At 49.1% G+C, this 18,574-nt stretch carries 11 protein-coding genes; all 11 read right to left on the bottom strand.

Annotated elements, in window-relative coordinates:
- Positions 1-78: 78 nt before the first annotated feature.
- Complete coding sequence (locus GZZ87_RS13200) at positions 79-1,575, bottom strand: arylsulfatase (protein WP_162028362.1); 1,497 nt, start codon at positions 1,573-1,575, stop codon at positions 79-81.
- A 239-nt stretch (positions 1,576-1,814) separates the two neighbouring features.
- Positions 1,815-2,606 carry a hypothetical protein gene (locus GZZ87_RS13195; RefSeq protein WP_162071455.1) on the bottom strand — a complete coding sequence of 264 codons (792 nt, stop codon included), beginning with the start codon at positions 2,604-2,606 and terminating at the stop codon, positions 1,815-1,817.
- Between the two features lie 354 nt (positions 2,607-2,960).
- The gene (locus GZZ87_RS13190) at positions 2,961-5,417 is read right to left on the bottom strand and encodes a putative glycoside hydrolase (RefSeq protein WP_162024897.1); all 2,457 of its coding nucleotides are present in this window, start codon (positions 5,415-5,417) and stop codon (positions 2,961-2,963) included.
- 37 nt (positions 5,418-5,454) lie between these two features.
- Entirely contained in the window at positions 5,455-7,032 is a 1,578-nt protein-coding gene (locus tag GZZ87_RS13185) for a hypothetical protein (RefSeq protein ID WP_244648086.1), read from the bottom strand.
- Positions 7,033-7,104: 72 nt separating this feature from the next.
- Positions 7,105-8,709, bottom strand: coding sequence for an alpha-L-fucosidase (locus GZZ87_RS13180; protein WP_162024898.1), 1,605 nt, complete (start codon positions 8,707-8,709; stop codon positions 7,105-7,107).
- A 94-nt stretch (positions 8,710-8,803) separates the two neighbouring features.
- Positions 8,804-10,567, bottom strand: coding sequence for an arylsulfatase (locus tag GZZ87_RS13175; protein WP_162024899.1), 1,764 nt, complete (start codon positions 10,565-10,567; stop codon positions 8,804-8,806).
- Between the two features lie 131 nt (positions 10,568-10,698).
- The gene (locus GZZ87_RS13170) at positions 10,699-10,911 is read right to left on the bottom strand and encodes a hypothetical protein (protein ID WP_162024900.1); all 213 of its coding nucleotides are present in this window, start codon (positions 10,909-10,911) and stop codon (positions 10,699-10,701) included.
- Between the two features lie 66 nt (positions 10,912-10,977).
- Positions 10,978-12,825: an alpha-L-fucosidase gene (locus GZZ87_RS13165; protein WP_162024901.1), complete on the bottom strand. Its 1,848-nt coding sequence runs from the start codon at positions 12,823-12,825 to the stop codon at positions 10,978-10,980.
- Positions 12,826-12,887: 62 nt separating this feature from the next.
- Positions 12,888-15,293 (bottom strand): PDZ domain-containing protein, encoded by a 2,406-nt coding sequence (locus tag GZZ87_RS13160; protein WP_162024902.1) that lies wholly within the window; start codon positions 15,291-15,293, stop codon positions 12,888-12,890.
- A 235-nt stretch (positions 15,294-15,528) separates the two neighbouring features.
- Positions 15,529-17,049, bottom strand: coding sequence for an arylsulfatase (locus GZZ87_RS13155; protein ID WP_244648087.1), 1,521 nt, complete (start codon positions 17,047-17,049; stop codon positions 15,529-15,531).
- Positions 17,050-17,074: 25 nt separating this feature from the next.
- Positions 17,075-18,574, bottom strand: coding sequence for an arylsulfatase (locus GZZ87_RS13150; RefSeq protein ID WP_244648088.1), 1,500 nt, complete (start codon positions 18,572-18,574; stop codon positions 17,075-17,077).

The following is an 18,574-nucleotide window of genomic DNA, read 5'->3' as shown; positions in this document are numbered from 1 at the left end:
CGGCTTCGGGACGACCTGACAAAGAGCGAGGAAACAGGCAGGCTCGTGACTACAGAGAGTTTTTATGCTGTCATCGTGCTATTTCTGTTTTTTCTCACTCATCTTCTTTCCTGCACTCTTCTTCCAAATATCAACAGTCGCATCGTTGGACTGCAGTGCGCCTGGGGCAGTCCTTCCATCAGCGACCTGTTTTTCCAGCAGGGCGAGGAGGGTTTCCACTTTCTCTGGATGCTCATTAGCCAAATTATCAGTCTCCTTGATATCCTCTGCCATATTATACAACTGAACTTCGCCTTCCTGCCCGGCAGCATTTTCCACCTTATCATCCGCCCGTAAAATCAGCTTCCAGTCACCATCACGGATCGCAAAGCGGCCTCTAGCATCATGATGAATGATGGTCTCGCGCGACACATTCGAATCAGCGCCCTGCAGAGTCGAAAGAAAACTAATGCTGTCCTCCGCGGTATTATCCGAGACATCGAATGCAAAATACTCCGCGAAGGTCGCAAAAACATCCGTCATACAAATCAGTTGATCGCTCTGCATTCCGGCTTCGATTATGTGCGGCCAGCGCACGATAAAGGGAATGCGGTGGCCGCCATCGTGAATACTCGCTTTCATATCCCGTAAAGGCCCTGAAACAGAATGGCCGTATTTAAGGAACTTCTCTGGTTTTTGGTGGCAGCCGTTGTCCGTGCCAAAAAGCACGATGGTAGTATCGCTGAGCCCATTTTCTTCCAAAGCCTGTAAGACCTGCCCGACCGCATCATCGGTTTGTGCAACAAACTCAGCATAAGGATCGTCGATCCCGCCACGGCCTTTCCAGTCCTCACGCGGAGCGACCGGAGCATGAGGAGAATTCATCGGATAATAGATAAAGAACGGTTGATCCGGGGATTCTTTCGCATAGGTATTGAGAGTCTTCACCACCGCATCGGTCAATCGCCCCATTGTATCCACACAGCTGACATACTCGACGACCTTATCGTTTTCGATCAGGCTACTCATCGTGCGGGAATGGTGAAACCCGAGGTAATAATCAAACCCTCTGGTAACAGGGCCATCGAGAATCGTCGTGCCAATGGGGCTGCCATAGTTCCAGACGTTCTTTTTACCTTTCGGTGCTTTGGATCCTTTAGGAACCTGATACTGAAAGTCCAGATGCCACTTTCCGAACATGAAGGTCTCATACCCCTGCTCTTTGAAGAGCGAGGCCAGCGTCATTCGATCCTCCGTAATCAAGCACGGCTTGCCGCCCGTCGTGACACCAGACTGATGTTTTGAACGCCAGTTATACCGGCCGGTTAGCAATGCGTAGCGTGAAGGAGTGCATACAGATGAACTGGTGTGCGCATCGGTAAACATGATCCCCTCGTCGCACAATTGGTTCAAGTGTGGTGTCGGCACCTTTGACGCCTCTGGGTGGAATCGCTGAATCTCGCCATATCCCATGTCATCGGCATAGATCAAGAGCACATTGGGTTTACTCTCCGAAGCGTTACTAGCGGCGGAAGCCAAGCAAAGACTCACGATCGAAGTGAAGACTTTCATACGAATTGCTAAGTTTTGTTTCATAAGGTCGTTCATCGTTTATTAACGGTTCAACTCATTTTGTTAGGTTCATACAATGATTGAAGGGATCGGCTGGCAGATCGTAAAAACGCACCCGATTCGCGGTCGAATCGATGATCATTTGGTGACGCCCGCGCGGATACGATTCAGGTGCCTAAGCGACTTCACAGACGAAAAAGCCCTCGGAGTTTCAGTTCCGAAGGCTTTTGTCTTTCAACGACAGACGAGCCGTTTACTTTTTTCTAGCGACGGCGCAGCATCACAAAGCTGAGGCCCAACAAGCCAGCGATCAAAGCGAACGCGCCGGGCTCTGGAATAACAATAAGATTATCGAACGAAGCTAGATCGTTCGGACCATCTGCTCCCACTATACCCACGCGCCAAGCGTAGAAGTCGTAGCCGGTGCCTAGATCCAGCGAACTTGCGATCGTCGCAGTCCCCCATTCATCAGCCGTGAAGCTGCTTGCGGCAATCTGCACGCCTGTCCCACCCAACAGATTAGTTGCATCGCCCAGATTCGTTACATTATAAGTCGGATCATTGGCGTTCGGGCCACCAGCGCTGAGCTCGGGACCAGTTTGGCCATCATTCCAGCCATACAATTCGATATTACCAAACATCCCAGTGCCTGTTAGATTAAACTTAAAATCAAGCGTGATCGAGACGACTCCTGTGGTCGCTTTACCATCATCGACAAACTGCATGATCGCACGAGGTTTGTTATTGAGATTAGTCGCCGGATCCATAACAAAACCGCCACCACCACCGTTTCCGCCGGTCGCGCTGTAATCAGGCACACTGGCTAAAACCTGCTGGACCCATTCGTCCACGTCTGTGTCAGAATCTAAAACTGAACCATCGTCGTTTTTCTGAATATTACCAGTGGACTCATCCAAGTAAAAGAAAGTAGTCCCAGGGCCTGTGCCACTCGTCGAAACTGCCGTTTCGAAGTCGCCGTTGGCAACGATTGCAGCATTCGAGGCCACACACGCAAGAAGTGAGACGAGGATGCATGATGATGTGTATCTTTTCATATTTTTGTATTAGTTTTAGCGCTAGGAGAATGAATAAAAGTCAAGTCGCTGGGGGGGATTGCCAAGGATGCGATTTGTTAGGAATAAATTGCGAGAATCCGACACCCTCGGCAGTGAGGAAGTGGATTCGCCTAGAATACGATTTACATTTAAAAATCATACCTTGCAGCGATCCCAATCGATTTACAATAAATCATATATACGATTTATTACATCCTACGTATGCAGGATAGAGCCAGGCCTGCCGCAATACTAGCGGGGCTGAAGGAACCATAGCAATAAGCCCACCAAGGCTGCTGAGAAGTCATCGCTCATGCGAACGTGACAGGCGATCCAAAGCAAAAGTTGAGGCGCTTATTTCTTTGTGGGTCGAGGTGGCACCATTTCATGTTGAACGGATTCTTCGTTGCGGGTGAAGCTACCGATCTGTGCCAGTGCAAACGTCGCGTTGTCCTGAGAAGCGACCACCAGCCCACCCTCTATTTTATCGGTCATTGTAATCGTCTCGGTTCCAATCTCATGCCATGCTTGGCCGTCCGCAGAGAAAAAACTGGTAAACTCGTCCCCGGCGCGCGTCAGCTTGACCCAGACAGGTCGCGAGCTTGCGTTCTTTGGGGCTTTGACACTGACAGTGCCGCCATTGTCTTGTGATCGAGTCGACATGTAAACAGTCGCATCTGGGCGGACCCAAACAGCTACATTTTTAGCATCTGCGTTTAGAGACTCTCGAAACATCACCCCAGCCATCGAAAATGCGTTTGCCCCAGAGACAGTATCGACGCGTGCAATCAGATCTCCATTTCCATAATGGGCATCCGATAGCGAGAAGCATTGGTCAGTGTTTCCGTTTGCCCCAATGACCCCGCTGCCTTTTAAGATATAGGAACCGTCTGTTTGACTAAGCGCATCCCCCTCAATTTGGGGAGAACCGATCGTGTTCTTCCACAACAACTGGGATTCTTCTGCAACGAGATCGAGCCAGAGATCCGCATGCTTAAATGATCGGGAGTAGTTAAAGCCGTCTCGAATGGCCTCCCCATTCGGCGCTCCCAAAGGGCGCTGGAATTGATCAATATAGCTCGGCGACCAAATGTGTTGAGGATCTTTTCCCGCGACCGAATCCTGATACATAAAATAAGAATATTCCCCCGCCCCGGCAAGGAAGATGCCCAGTTTAAAATCAACGTGGTCTTCCATTGATCGCTTCTGCCCCTCAACGGAAATAATCTTCATTGTTTCCTGATGAGATCCGCTTCTCAGGATAATCATTTTCCTTTTCGCTGCAGCTTCTTGGATCAATGCAATGGTCGTCGCATAAGAATCAATCACACCTCTCTCATACGGACTCGCGTTACTGCGCGGCTTAAACCAACTTTCCAGGTAGGAACCGTGCAATATATTCATGTGTATGCGATTGCATCCATCTTTTGAGGGGCGCAGCCCATTGGCAAACATCAGTTTATCTGGAGCCTCATGAAACACTTCGGTGCAGACCTTTCCTTTAGGGGTGTCGGTAATGATCTCCCAGTTGGGCATTCCTATTTTATCAAAGAAAACCCCATCAATGGCCGGGCTCTCAAGCATCGTCATAATCGTTTTCTTATACCATGCAATGAATTCAGTGTTCTCAAAATTATAGCCCGGAACTTTGCCTCGAACCAAATTACCACTAAACCATTCATCGCGATTGAAACCGGGGATGACCCCATAATCACCATAGAATATTGAACTGTTCCAATAAAAAAGAGTTTTGATGGATGGGTTTCTTTGCTTCAACCGGGTGGCTGTATTAATCATCCCCTCCTTCATGGTGGGGAACCCTGAAAAATTTGCCTTTTCCATCATGATCAGAGGGTAATTATCAGCGATCTCATTGATCTCCGATTCCTCATATGTAAACGCATTTCTATAGATGATACAACGAGGAATGAGTTCCCAAGAAAACACAGGATAATCCTTTTCGACTTTTGATTCTGGCGTAGCGGGATAAGCATCCGCTGGATAATATGGACCAGAAGGAAGATCTGCGAAAAAGTCATTCGGATCTTCCGTTTTAAGCGATGGATCCGTAACTCTGAACTTCACAGTAATACTGGAAAGGCCGCACCCCTTATTTGCAACTTTGCTCCCTGCTCCAGTGACATAGAGTGGAGTCTGGCCGATACCGATTCTAAATGCCTCCTCATTCCTTTTTACAAAGTGAATGCCTCGCCCATTTCCATGTCCGGTAATGTATTTATGAAAAGACCCTCCATTGACCGCTGCTAGGCCCATATGAATAAAGCCATCCACTGTATAGTTCAGTCCGACCTCATCATCTATGTCCTTCCCGTTTAAGGTCACATTTCCCAATGTGACTCGCAGTGTCTGTCCTTTGTTAATCCCACTGCCTCCAGCGACACTCAGGGCACCATTTGTCAGCTCCACACTGGCGGGTGCTCCAAGAGCTATCACTGAAGCATGCTTACCATCCTCTTCTAGATTAAAAGAGGTTCCGTCAAAAGCCTCCACTTTGATATCAAAAGCCAGGGTGTCCGCACTCGGGCTATTTTTAAAATGATTCCCCTGCCAAGTCACACGGTAAACATAGCTTTCACCCTCTTTTGCGCGAGAACAGCTCAACTCGGGTGAACCACGATCCACAATGCGGTAACCGTTATTCATAACGACATCCTCCACATTCGTTGATGTCCCTCCGGCTTCGGCGTTCAGGGTTAACCAAAAATAGCTGGTTCTCCCCGAGTTTTCTGTAGCAAAAGCCTGCACAGAGACCGTCAACAAATAGGCGATGAAAAATAGCTTTATTTTCATTCGTATTCCCTCAATAATGCCGCATCGTCCATCACTCCTACTCAAAGGTCATGTCGATTGTATCCAGAATCGGTTTAGACTCGTTCTCGGTGGTGTCGGTGAGTTTCACTTCGAGCTGGAATCCATATCCCTCCGGAAGCTCGCTCAGATCCAGCGAAGCGGGGATTCTCGAAACTTGTTTGGCAAACCCTTGGATGTAATCGTAGGACTCTTTTACTTCCTGCCAGTCGCTCCAGTGATCGGCAGATCCGTCCTGGTTCGTATCCACTCCGACACGTAACTCCACGCCGTCCACCCACGGGCCGGAACTCACGTAGTCGGTTTTCATTTGCGTCGCCAGATAGAACTGCCCCTCGGCAAAAATGACATCCGGATCAGGGTGGCCTGAACCGAGATTACCACAAAATGTGAATTGCTCGTCGATACTCGATGCAGTGAACCACGCGACGCTCATTGCTTTCTTATCGCCATGAGCCTTGGAGGGATCAAAGTCACAGAACAGATAATACTGACCACCGATTGAAATGGCCGCCCAATCCCCATAGGCATCTTGTGCCGGCTCATGGATCTCGTATCTTGCAAACGCAGCACTTCCACCAGCCTTCATACCGTGAGTGGCATGTTCTTTGGTAACAGTTTCCGCTGGATAATTTTCAGGGTCTTCTTTGTGCCAATGCGGATGCACATGCTTCGCAAATTCTCCGGTCGGTTCAGTGCGCTCGTCCACTGCGGGATCGACAATATTGAAATCTCCCTTGCCGTCCTTGCTCACCGCATGGCCAGCCAGAGGCGAGTCCCAAGCATGCTTGCTCGCGTCGATCGGACTCCAGTCTTCGTAGATCAGGTGAAAGCTTCCATCGAGGTCACGAATGATGGCGCAATCCGATCCGTTCGAGGGGTCTTTGAAGGCCATACCAAGCTTCTGCCCCACCTGCCCATCGGCCAGATCTTCATCGATGATCAAATGCGGATCCTGATCATTCGGGAAGTCATAGTAAAAGTGCACTTTACCGTCCACGACTTCAGCAGTGGTCAGCCATTTCCCCTGATAATCGGAAACTGGGCCGTGATGCACCCAATTCTCCATGTCCTTACTCTGCCATGCGTGATAGCCGCCTTTTGATTTTTCAAGTCCACCGGGGGCGTCAAATTGGTTCGCATACCCAGTCGTTTTGAGCGGGATTTCGAATCCTTCCAGTTCCGCCGGCAAACTGGCGCCTTGCCCCTTTTTCCCCGCCCCGCCGTAGCGACCGAACATCCAGTAGTTGCCCGGGCCCATGTGCAGAAAGACCGGTGCGTCCTTAAGGTTGGACGGACCGATGTTCTTCACCGGCTGCCAATTCAACCAGACGGATGACTGACTGACAGTGACTGACTTTGCGCGACGTTTCTCCGTATAGGATTTCAGACGACTTTTCAATATCGCCGTTTCGGCGACAGGAGATGCCATTCCATCAGCGATCTCCAAGCCATCCTGGTTTTCAACGTTCTGTGTCCACTCCTGCTGAGTATCGATAGTCCAAGCGCCTTCATCTGCGAAGACAGCTTGCGAACCAAGGAAAAGCGCGGCAGAAGCCGCCACGACTGCTGATTTATTACTTAATATTGTTTTCATTTTTGGGAAATTACATGATCCTAAGTGGGACGTCTGACGACGCCCCACAGCACTATACGGACAACTGCTGGACTACTTTTTCTTTTTATTCTTTTTAACGCTATCCTCACCGTCGAGGTTCACCCTCTTCGTTCCGCTCAACGCCTTGTCCGCATCTAACTCAACAACGTTGGGATGATGTTGTTCTTCGTCGGTCACAATTTCGAATGACCATGCATACTGGCTATTTCCGAGATCAGTCGGTGGGGAAATACGAAGCCCCTGCGGAGTCATTTCATGGGCGACTTCGGCATCGGATCCGAGCAAGCGGACCGACTTTACGTTCGCGTCCACCCAGCCAGCCGTGCCGTCAATAATGAACGGCGCTTCAGGTTTTTGGAGCTTAATGGCGTATAGTTTCGTGCCGTTCGTGGTGAAGGCGAGGTGTTCATTCGCCTGCCCGCTCTCTTTCCAATAGCGCGAGCCGTAGATCGCTTCGCCGTTGACCGTGAGCCAATCTTTCATCGCCATCAGGCGTTCCATTTGCGGTTCGGGGATTGTGCCGTCCGCTTTGGGACCGATGTTTACTAGGAAATTTCCGTTGCGGGCGATGACCTCAATCATCTCATGGATGACGCTGTCGATCTCCTTATAGCTGTCACCATCCAGATAACCGAAGGAGGTTCCGAAGGTCGTGCAGCTCTCCCATTTGGGACCGATGACAGCGAGCTTCAGGTTATCCTTTTCCAAACAACCCACGCCGTCTGGCCAATTGCGGTTCCCTCCCTTATTATTGAGGTAAACCTCAGCACCGCGCCTAGCTCCGTCGTTCATAAAGTCGGTAATCATACTACGGCATTGGTCGTAGAAATACTGCACCTCTGGTTTCGCTGTTCCCTTCAACACTTGGTTCCCATCGCGTGTCCAGATCGGGATGTCATCGATCCAAAGGAAATCTGGCTCATACTTCGTCTGTATCTCCTTCCAGCGCGCCACGTAGTCGTCGACAAATTCCTTATCGATACCGAATGGCCCGTAGAGCGAGGCCGCTTCAGGCACACGTTTGATCTCCTCGGCAATCAAATCCTGCGGCTGTGCATCAACCACATAGAGCTTCTTAGCGAAGAACGAGGCGTGACGCTCACGGTGATACGAAGGCGCATACTTGAGATCGTATTTTTTCAAAGCCTTGCCGAGATCGCCCACGAGGTCACGCTTCGGCCCCATGTCCATCGCGTTCCACGGGGTCAGATCGGAGTCCCAGTTCGCCCAGCCATCATGGTGCTCGGCGGTCATCACTACGTATTTGAAACCGACATCATGGAACAGCTTTGCCCATGCATCTGGATCCCAATTCTCAGCTTTGAATTCAGGAATAATATCCTTGTAGCCGAACTCCGGCGGAGTCGCGCCCCAGCGTTTTTGCATGTAAGGGAAATAGTGTTTTTGATGCACATAAATCATTTTCGGCACATGCTCCGCGTAGCCGCGTCCGCCTTTCCGATAGCCAATCGCACTATACGGCCCCCAGTGAATAAAGATGCCGATCTTGCCATCGTCGAACCAAGACGGCACCGGCATCTGTTGTAAAGACTCCCAGCTACCGTCATAAGGTGTTCCAGATTCTTCTGCGTGCACTGTCGAACTAGCAAAAACTAAGGCAGCGGTCATTAGTATTACATTTTTATTCAATTTCATTTTCTTTTCAGTGTTATTTAAATTTAAGGGAAAGTTACTTCTTAATCTTCCCGCATTTCAGGGGGCATTAAACCCACCTGAGGGTAATAATCACTTATTCGATGAATTTGACCTCGGTGAAATAAGCACCACCTGCTTTATCAGCTTTATCGTATAAATAAGTCCAGAGTTCTGTAGGACCAGCAGGTAGATCCAACTCGAAAGTTATACCTTTGCTGTCTTTTGGAACCAGAGCTTCTTTAGTAAGCCCTGCTATCTCGATTTTCGCACGCTCTGCGACCAATACTTTATCCCCCACTTCAGGCCACTGACGTAGTGTGATCTCATAGCGACCAGCCCGTTTGACATCAACGCGCCATGGCGCAGTGATTCTAGGCCGCCTTTTTATTTGGTTTAGAGAATATGGCGGGTAGCCCTTCTTCATAAACCAATCCTGTGAACAAAGCTCAGTGGGATTCTGATCTGGATTGCCCAAATCAATTCTTGCAGGATGCACCAGACGCGGCGAAACCGACTCCCAGAATGGCTCATACATCGCCTTCAAACTAGCGACAACCTCTGGATACTCTGCAGAAACATCGTTACGCTGAGCGGGATCTGCCTCGATATCATGAAGCTCAGTTTTGCCCGAATTGACCAAGCGCCAACGCTCCGTCAAAACTGTCGTATCGGCAAATGCCTTATCCAAATCACTACGCCCATGCGACCCACCATGATACTGGACGATCAGATGATCGCGAGGCCAGTCATCGGCTTGCCCCTTTAGTAGAGGCACTACAGACAAGCCATCTGGTTCATAACCAGCAGGAACCTCAATACCACAGAGCTCTGCAAGCGTCGGCAACACGTCAATATGTGCAGCTAAGGTTTCCACGTCTTTGCCACCCGTGAGTTCGCCTTTAGGCCAATAGATAAAAAATGGAACCTTTATGCCGCCTTCAAAAACCGAGGACTTCTTGCCACGCATTCCAGCGTTGTAACCTTTGATCGCTTCCGACTCTAGCCCCTTAAACTTGGCGCCTGCCGCAGTGCCATTGTCTGTCATGAAAATAAGAATCGTATTTTCCGCCAGACCCATCTGCTCAAGGCGCTCGCGTAAAATACCCATGTTGTAATCGATATTAGCAATCATCCCATAGAAATTCGCAAAGGGTGCCCACTCAGGGTCTTCACGGTAAGGTGCTGCCCACTCTTCGGGAACTCGATAGGGGCCATGAGGCGCATTCAGTGGTAGATACAAGAAGAAGGGCTTTTCCTTATTTTCCTCAATGAAGCGTATACCTTCGCGGAAAAATACGTCGGTGCAATAGCCTTCAAAATCCTCCCACTGCCCTACTCTGCTGCCAGGGCGAACACGTTCGTAGGTATCATCAAAGTAATCGTTCCCCAAGTAATCGGAGGCCTGACCAATACCACCACAACGATGCCAGACAACATCTTGAAAGCCACGGTCTTGTGGACGGTGCGGCGCGTTATCACCAAGGTGCCACTTCCCGATCATGCCTGTCACATAACCATTATCTGCAAACAAATGAGCGATGGTCTTTTCGTCGGTGTGCATAGCTGAGCGCCCACCAGTCGTGCGGAATGCACCTGTGCGGCCAGCATGGTTGCCTGTCATTAGCGAGGCGCGGCTAGGTGTGCAGAACGGACTGACATGAAAGTCGGTGAAGCGAATCGATTCAGCGTGGAGCTTATCAATCTCGGGTGTCTTCAGAACCGGGTTTCCATGGCATCCAAGATCTCCATAGCCCTGATCATCGGTCATCACCAAGATCACATTAGGGCGGTCAACCGCATGGGCAGCCCCTACGAGACAGAGTCCCAGCAGGACTGTATTCATTAAATGTTTCATCATATTTTTATACCTCTAGGAAGGATCGTTTAAGTTTAGAATCATCCAAGCTCTGCTAGAGCTGAACTTTCAGCGCGTAGCCGGGTGTTGTAGTTTTAAAAGTTGGTAGCGTAACAGAAAGCCCCTCGTCAGTCTCAGTCCGCTCGACCTTTGTTCTCGTTAAAACGTTTAAGGGCGCGCTGCTTCGGCTCAGACGTATTCATCTCTGTCCACTGCTCACGGAGCTCCGCTAGCTGTTGATTAGATGCTTTTTGCGCATGCACGACATTCAGACCCACAAGTAATGACTCCAGTGACATACTAATGAATGCCACAATCCGTTTGTTAATGGGGATAAAGGTATTCATAACTTGAATTGAATTTCTCTTCATTTCGGTATCATTCGATACAGCGGTAAGCTCTCGACTTAGCGGCTAACGATACGGTTCGAGCGTAACCGCTTTGATACTAATGCCTCCCGCCCCGACTAAATTACGCGGAGAAATTTTCAGTTGAGCCTCTCCACTTTCTGATAATTCCAGAACTCCGAGAGGGATCGTAAAGTTACGTAATCGTGCCCCTCTCGGCGCATCCCCTTTATGTATCGTTTTCTTACTCGGATCATAACCTGACTCGTATGTGACAAAGGTAATACTTTCGTCACCAGACGACACGACCCACTCGGAACCTGCATTCTCATGCGTGCAGGCATACTCGAGACTGAGCATATACTTGCCAGGCTCAATTACATTTAGATTCCAACTCGCTTCAGCATCCACATCTTGCCATCCTGCGACATATTCGTAGTGAACCCACTCTCCAAACTTTTCCATCCACCGCTCCTTCTGCACACGGCATCCCTTCGTGTTTGCGGTCTCCCCATGTAGCGTGACTGGCCCCAGACCGTCCACTTGTTTTGCCTGATCCGTGACCTTGGCAGGTGCATCTAGACTTAGCTTGATAACTGGAATCAGTGGCAGATGACGTCCCACCTCTGAACCGAGACTGACTTCGATGAGCGGTCCATTTTGCGACACTTCGAGTTTGGAGTTATCATGTAATAGAACGGCGGACTGTGCCCTCGCCCCCAAACCGGAGAGCCGAAGCTTACCCCCTTCAGGCCATTGAAAAATGTGCAAATACAGTTCGTTCTCCTTCGATGTTATATCCCCCCAGTAAAAACCTTGATTAAAAGGAGAGGCCTTTGCCCCGTAGATGGCTTCGCCATGTGCTTTAAGCCACGCACCTGAGCGTTTCAACGAATAGACCGCTCCTTCCGGAATCGTGCCGTCTCCTTTTGGACCGATATTCAACATATACGAACCGCCGCGTGCAACCACGGTGATCAGACGTTCGCAGATGGTCTTAGGCGATTTCCAATTTTGATCATACCAAGCATACGACCACGAATTGTTGGTGGTATCCACTGTTTCCCAAACTTTTTGCTTCGGACGTATCGTTGGAATGTGCATATCTCCGAGAGAGACATAATCCCCGTATCCGCCACCAATCCGGCTGTTGATCAAACACTCTGGTTGGTGTTTTTTAACCAGATCAACCAGTTGACGGCTATATTGCCTGGGCATGCCCCCCGGAGTATCGAACCAAATGACCGATATAGGACCATATCCCGTAAGTAACTCAGTCACTTGAGGCGCCACTTTTTGCTCAAAGTAAATGGAGAAATCTTTAGGCGTATATCCTTTTGGCCGAGTGCCTTTGTATTTGCCCCCATAAGGCTCCGTCCAGTCATTGTTCTGCGAATAGTAGAAACCGAAACGGATCCCTTCCGCATGACAGGCATCAGCCAGTTCTTTCATTAAATCCCGCTTGCAAGGCGACGCTTTTACCACCGTAAAATCACTGGCTTTTGAGTCAAACATCGCAAAGCCATCATGATGCTTAGCGGTAATCACGATCGTCTTCATTCCGGCCGCTTTTGCCAATCGAACCAATTCGATAGCATCGAAGCGATCAGGATTAAAGTTCTTAGCATAAGCCTTGTATTCGTCGACGGGAATACTGGCCATGTTCATGATCCACTCACCGATACCGTAATAGGTTTCGCCCTTCCAATCTCCTGCCATTTCAGAATAGAGACCCCAATGAATAAACATCGCATATTTATCTTCTGTGAACCATTTCAATCCAGGGTTCTGCGATTGCTGATCAATCTTCTCGTCCCCCCACATTTCATCCATGCTCTGCTGCTTTTCAGCTGACACTGACTGCCATGACCAGAACAGGCTCATCGCGAGGAAAATAAAGCATATTTTATTCATGATTTCTATCCAAAGCTGTCGATAATGATTTCGTTTACCTAATTTTGAAAATAATCCCAACTTTACTTGGAGAGCTCAAGTTTCACTGCGATAGGCTGTTGATTACGGATCACCTTCAGTTGAACCACACCAGATTGAACTTTAGAAAGAGCCTTAAAGAACTCATCTATATTTGAAACTGCTTGACCATTCACCCCCTGAATCAAATCGCCTTCTCGGAGGCTAGATTCCGATGCCGTCCAAGTATTCGATAGCTCAATGATCGCGACGCCACCTTCCTCTTCGCTAACACCATAAGCAGAGAACTCATCACCACTCAGACTGCTAATCGTTGCTCCCAACCAGTCTGCAGCCATAGTAACAGACTTTTTGTTCCTGGCCTTCGCGACTTTCTTTGTCTTATTCACTTCATTCGCAGGAAAGACTGGTGTTCTAGCAATCGCTTTCAGTGAAGGCTTTTTCACCCCAAACTGATCCATCGGGAAATTTTGAAATCCGATATCGAACGCTGGCGAGCCTTCTTTGACCCGGTAATCACCAATAGAAGGATCGATAAAGAGCGGATCAGCCTGAATCGAGTTTGCGTCCCAGCCTATTTTTTGAGTCGCACCCATGACGTTAGGCTTTTTTGAGAAATACAAATTTTTGTCCATAACAGTATTTCCGATAGACTCTTTACGTATGCCAACCGGACGCGCCTGTAGCATAAAAATATTTGAGTATACCTTGTCTTTACTATTGTTATACCAGACATGCGGATGCAGGCCGTTATTAACAGTGATGTTGTTCCACGCATAACGTCGGAAGCCTTCACGTAGTTTCAACCCACGCGCCAACATCAGATTATTGTAAATGTCGTAGTTGGTCGACCCATCATCCAAATCGATATCCCAACCATGGTCACAGCGCCAACGACTGTCACGAATCGTGGTCGTTTTAACAGCATCGAGAAAAGGAAGCGTTGGATCCGCATCCACTGCTACTTGAGTGACCGATCGGTCACTATGCCAAAATCGATCACGCCCCCAAGAGTTGAATGAACCGTGGTCATGCGTTTCTAAAACCGTGTCGAACACGTCAACGCGCTCGATCAAATGCCCACCCCAAGTGCCTTCACTCACATTGATGCCTGCTCGTGCAGTATCATAGATAGAGACATCTCGAATCGTAATGTCCATTGCCATCGAGATCTGAATACCTGCAGGTTGACGCTCAGTGCGCCCAATTCCATGGATCAAACTGTCTTCAACAAAGCACTTTGCGGGGTAATTATTCGTTTTAGGTCCAGGAGTCCGGTCAATCTTGGACAAATCATTCTTCTCTCTGTATTCAAAAAGCGGATCACGCACGGCATTCGGATCTCCGACAAAGCAGACACCACTGGCACCCGCATCGTGAATGTGGCAACCTTTAATCTTAGTGCGGCGGTTGTAGTTATTGACAAAAATTGCGTTACCACCGACCTGGTCAAACTCGCTATCCAGTATGCTGATATCTTCGGTTCCCGTGAGGAAGAAGGCACCGCCACGATAGATTGCCCAGTCAGAACGCAATAAAGGCTCCTTTGTATCCATGAAGGTGCGTGCCGCATGGCGCACGACAAAACCTTGAAAAGTAATGTGCTTCACCGGGCTGTTCTCGCTGCCTTGAAATTTTACGATATGGCGCAGTCTGACGACTTCAACAGTAGCAGCTTGTAAGTCGGTGCCAGCAATTGGCTTATAGTAGAGTGTATTCGCCTTGGAGTCATGATACCACTCTCCTTCCGCATCCAACTCCTCGAATATATTTTCCACCATCCTGAAGTCTTTGTGCATCCCCATCTGACGATTGTTCTGCCAGCCACCTTCATAAGTCACTTCACCCGCTGCATCCTTCCCCGTGATGAGATAGTGGTAACCGCCCCAACGTTTGGTGTGCATCGCATGAATATAACCGCCGGCTGGATCTGCCCAACGCTCCGCACGCTTCTTTGAAAAAGCATCTGCAGCAAAGCCCTGATACGCTTTCGCTTTCAACTTAGCATCATAATTCGGGTAACGTGCCATGCGCTGATTACGACCATTGATAAACAATTGATCGATTTCTAGCTCTTGAGGCGTTGTCGCCTGGTAAATACCATTACGGTAAGACTCCCAACGAAGTGTTAACTCAGAGCCACCACTTAAAACGGCTCCGCCCTCGTTCTCGGCTTTATAGACGACAGGATGACTTGCAGTCCCTGAATCTGCAGGAGTCATCACCAAAGTTTCGGGTAGATAGTAAACGCCGTCAGCGACATGCACTGTAACGGGTGACTTTCCAGCGTGCAGACGGGCCAGTTCTTGCGCCTTAGCCAATGAAGCGACGCGGGCAACTTTGCTTCCTATATTTGAATCGTCCCCCTGAGGAGAGAGGTAGATATCCGAAGCCATCAGCGCAATTGGAGCAATTAATAGGATAGAGGATAGGCACTTTCGTATATTCATATACTTGAAATAAATTGGTTTGGGGGTGCGGCTGATCCGCGCCATAGCTGAACGAGTCGATCATCTATCGTTGGCAACTTAAGGATGATTAAGAAGAAAAAGTAAGACAGGAACATACGTTATGCCTGTGAATCAGCACAACAGATCATTCGAATGATCTGCCCCATCCTACGTATGTAGTATGGGGCAGATTCGTGTTTTTGAGCTTTTCCGACTTGCCATCGGCAATGCGTGCCTAGTTTGACAATTCAGGCTCTTCCCACTGAGGAATCCCTGTGGTTGCCTTTTGTTCGTTATAATTGACGTGGTAGGGCTTTTCTTCAGCGAGAGGCACACCGTCATTGATCATAAGCGGACGAGAATCATCCCAGAACTTTTCGTAAGCCTTCTTCATTTCAGTTACCAGTTCAGGATACTGATCCGTCACATCTTCGTTCTGACTTGGATCATTTTCCATGTCGTAAAGCACGCCTGCGACGAGTCTGAAGCGCTGATTGCGCACAGAGTAGCTCTTCCATTTGAAATCGTCGGGATTGACTCCGTGATTCCAGCGTGTTACGTGTTGGAACTGAAAACGGTCTTCCCATTCTGGGTTTTCCTCAAAGAGGAAGGAGGCTAAGCTCCGACCTTCGAATGCCTGTGTGCTCGGAAGCTCAGCCCCCGCCAGTTCTGCTAAGGTGGGCAAGATATCCAGGTAGTTGACGACTGTATCAACTGTTCTGCCTTCCTTGATCTTTCCATCCCAACGGACGAAGAAAGGCACTCTGACTCCGCCTTCATGCACAGTGCCCTTGAGTCCCTTCATCCCTGCATTGTAGGTCATCATTGGATTGCCCTCTGGGTCTGTTCCGATCTGCTTATGTGGGCGACCTGCTTTACTTTTTAATCCACAACCGATTGAGGTCATGCCATTGTCCGACGTAAAAATGACAATGGTGTTTTCTAACAAACCCCAAGTTTCTAACTGTTCGAACATGATTCCCATGCTGTAGTCGATATGTTCAATCATCCCGTAGAAACCCGCGGTTTTACCATCAAATCCTAGGCCTTTAAAGTATTTCTGATACTCTGGTGGTGCGATGAATGGACTATGTGGCGCATTCGGAGAGAGATAAGCGAAAAACGGCTGGTCTGAATCTTTAACCGATTGAATCCAGCCGAGAGTTGCTTTGAAGAGGATGTCGGTGCAATAACCTTTGGTCTGCACAAAGGTTCCATTGTGTCTGAATACAGGATCAAAGTATTTATTCTTCGGCACGTCAGCACAGGAGCCAGGAAAGGCCTGCCCGATACCTCCGGCACCGTGGATGAAGTATTCGTCAAAGCCGCGTTGATCCGGCTGATAGATTTCCTCATCGCCGAGGTGCCATTTACCAAAGTAACCAGAGGTATAGCCTGCGGTTTTGAGAACTTCGGGAAGCGTGATCGCCGCAGGATTAAGGCGCTCGCGTTCGTAGATGGTATGCGTAACGCCATTACGAATAGAATGCACGCCCGCCATAATCCCGGCCCGACTCGGCGCGCAGGTAGAGCCCATCATAAAGCGATCAAAACGAATCGATTCCTCGTGCATCTTATCCAAATGCGGCGTGCGTATCCAGGGGTGGCCATGTGCCCCAACGACGGGATAGCCCTGATCATCCGTCATCACAAAGATGATGTTAGGTTGTTTGGCTTCTGCCGCTAGAGCCGTCGTCAGCATTCCCGATAGACTCAGAGCAGCGACGAGACATGATTTTAGTAATGGATGTTTCATTGTATGGTTTTGTTTTAGATTTAGGTTAATTTCTCTCCGGAGCACAGCGCTCTCCGGCAACGTAGTTTTTCAATAAGTCACGCATCGCTGCTACCCTTTCTGGGTTTTCGGCGTAGAGGTTATTTGTCTGACGAGGGTCTTCTTTCAGATTATAGAGAAGCCCTGGATTATCCTTTGGATACGTTTCCAAGTCGAAATACTCCACGTAGCTCTTCTTTTCGGATTCAGTCGTTCCTGTAGGCGCATCGATCAGAACCCAGTCTCCTTGGCGTAAGGCGTATGCATTCTTCACCGTATTCTGAACGGTTCCAGCACGCAGCGGTTTGACGTAATCTTCGCCCTTGAGCACAGGCAGTATATTGTAGCTATCGATCGCTTCTTCATTGCTGAGCTTATATCCAGATACAGCAGCAAAGGTCGCAGCAAAATCCACTTGATTCACCACTTCATCTGTATGCGACCCCGCTTCAATTTTACCCGGCCAGCTGACAATGAATGGCACACGGTGCCCACCTTCGTAGAGATCGCGCTTGATACCTCTGAAGTCGCCTGAACTCCATTGATCGAACTTAATAAGGCGATCAAAGGCATGTCTTTCTGTTCCGTTATCGGCAGTGAAGATGACGATGGTATTTTCAAGTAAGCCCTTCTTTTCCAGAGCGTCCAACACTTTGCCCACCATCGCATCTGTCTCGACGACAAAATCTCCATAGTAGCCAGCTTTAGAGGTGCCGTGAAACTCCTTGTTGGGAACGATCGGATAATGCGGTGAATTAAAGGCCATGTAGACGAAGAAAGGCGCCTCCTTACTTTGCTCATCGATCCATTCGACCGTCTTTTCGGTAATCGTCGGTAGAATATCATAAGGGTTCCAGCTCTCGGCCATGGGACCGCCCCTGAAGCCGCCGCCGCCCGCAAGGGGTCTGGATTTCATCACGGGCTTGGTTGGTATCGTCAGAAAACGATCATCTTCAATCCAGCAATAAGGTGGAAAGTTAATGGTTCCATCACCGAAGTAGTGATCAAACCCTTGATCAAGTGGGCCGCCGGGGAAACGCTTCGTCCAATCATATGCCTCAGCACTCTTCTTGTTCTTTGCCGCTGCGTCAGACTTACGAATCGCATTCCAATCCCAGCCGAGGTGCCATTTCCCGAAGCACGCAGTGCTGTATCCTTGCTCCTGAAGCATACGGGCAATCGTGAATTCCTCTGGCTTAAAAACCGATGCACCGAAAGCGCCTACGATCTTGTGAAAACGACGCCAGTGATGCTGCCCAGTGAGCAACGCATATCGACTCGGCGTGCAAATCCCAGATGAGCTGTGCCCATCTGTAAAGGTCATACCCTGGCTGGCAAGACGATCGATATTCGGCGTTTGAATCTTTGCCTCAGGATCGCCGTAAGAGACATCCGCCACACCCATATCATCGGCGTAAAGAATAACGACATTCGGCCTTCCCGTATCCCCAAAACATGCTTGGGAGATACAGCACAGCGTTGCTACCGCTAGAATACTTAATTTCAT

The sequence above is a fragment of the Lentimonas sp. CC4 genome, assembly GCF_902728235.1.
Classification (GTDB): domain Bacteria; phylum Verrucomicrobiota; class Verrucomicrobiia; order Opitutales; family Coraliomargaritaceae; genus Lentimonas.
This window is presented reverse-complemented; position numbering and strand designations above follow the sequence as displayed.

Excerpts from the sequence above, each read along its gene's own strand:
- GZZ87_RS13200 (WP_162028362.1), bottom strand. The coding sequence starts at position 1,575 with ATGAAACAAAACTTAGCAATTCGTATGAAAGTCTTCACTTCGATCGTG.
- GZZ87_RS13195 (WP_162071455.1), bottom strand. The coding sequence starts at position 2,606 with ATGAAAAGATACACATCATCATGCATCCTCGTCTCACTTCTTGCGTGT.
- GZZ87_RS13190 (WP_162024897.1), bottom strand. The coding sequence starts at position 5,417 with ATGAAAATAAAGCTATTTTTCATCGCCTATTTGTTGACGGTCTCTGTG.
- GZZ87_RS13185 (WP_244648086.1), bottom strand. The coding sequence starts at position 7,032 with ATGAAAACAATATTAAGTAATAAATCAGCAGTCGTGGCGGCTTCTGCC.
- GZZ87_RS13180 (WP_162024898.1), bottom strand. The coding sequence starts at position 8,709 with ATGAAATTGAATAAAAATGTAATACTAATGACCGCTGCCTTAGTTTTT.
- GZZ87_RS13175 (WP_162024899.1), bottom strand. The coding sequence starts at position 10,567 with ATGATGAAACATTTAATGAATACAGTCCTGCTGGGACTCTGTCTCGTA.
- GZZ87_RS13170 (WP_162024900.1), bottom strand. The coding sequence starts at position 10,911 with ATGAATACCTTTATCCCCATTAACAAACGGATTGTGGCATTCATTAGT.
- GZZ87_RS13165 (WP_162024901.1), bottom strand. The coding sequence starts at position 12,825 with ATGAATAAAATATGCTTTATTTTCCTCGCGATGAGCCTGTTCTGGTCA.
- GZZ87_RS13160 (WP_162024902.1), bottom strand. The coding sequence starts at position 15,293 with ATGAATATACGAAAGTGCCTATCCTCTATCCTATTAATTGCTCCAATT.
- GZZ87_RS13155 (WP_244648087.1), bottom strand. The coding sequence starts at position 17,049 with ATGAAACATCCATTACTAAAATCATGTCTCGTCGCTGCTCTGAGTCTA.
- GZZ87_RS13150 (WP_244648088.1), bottom strand. The coding sequence starts at position 18,574 with ATGAAATTAAGTATTCTAGCGGTAGCAACGCTGTGCTGTATCTCCCAA.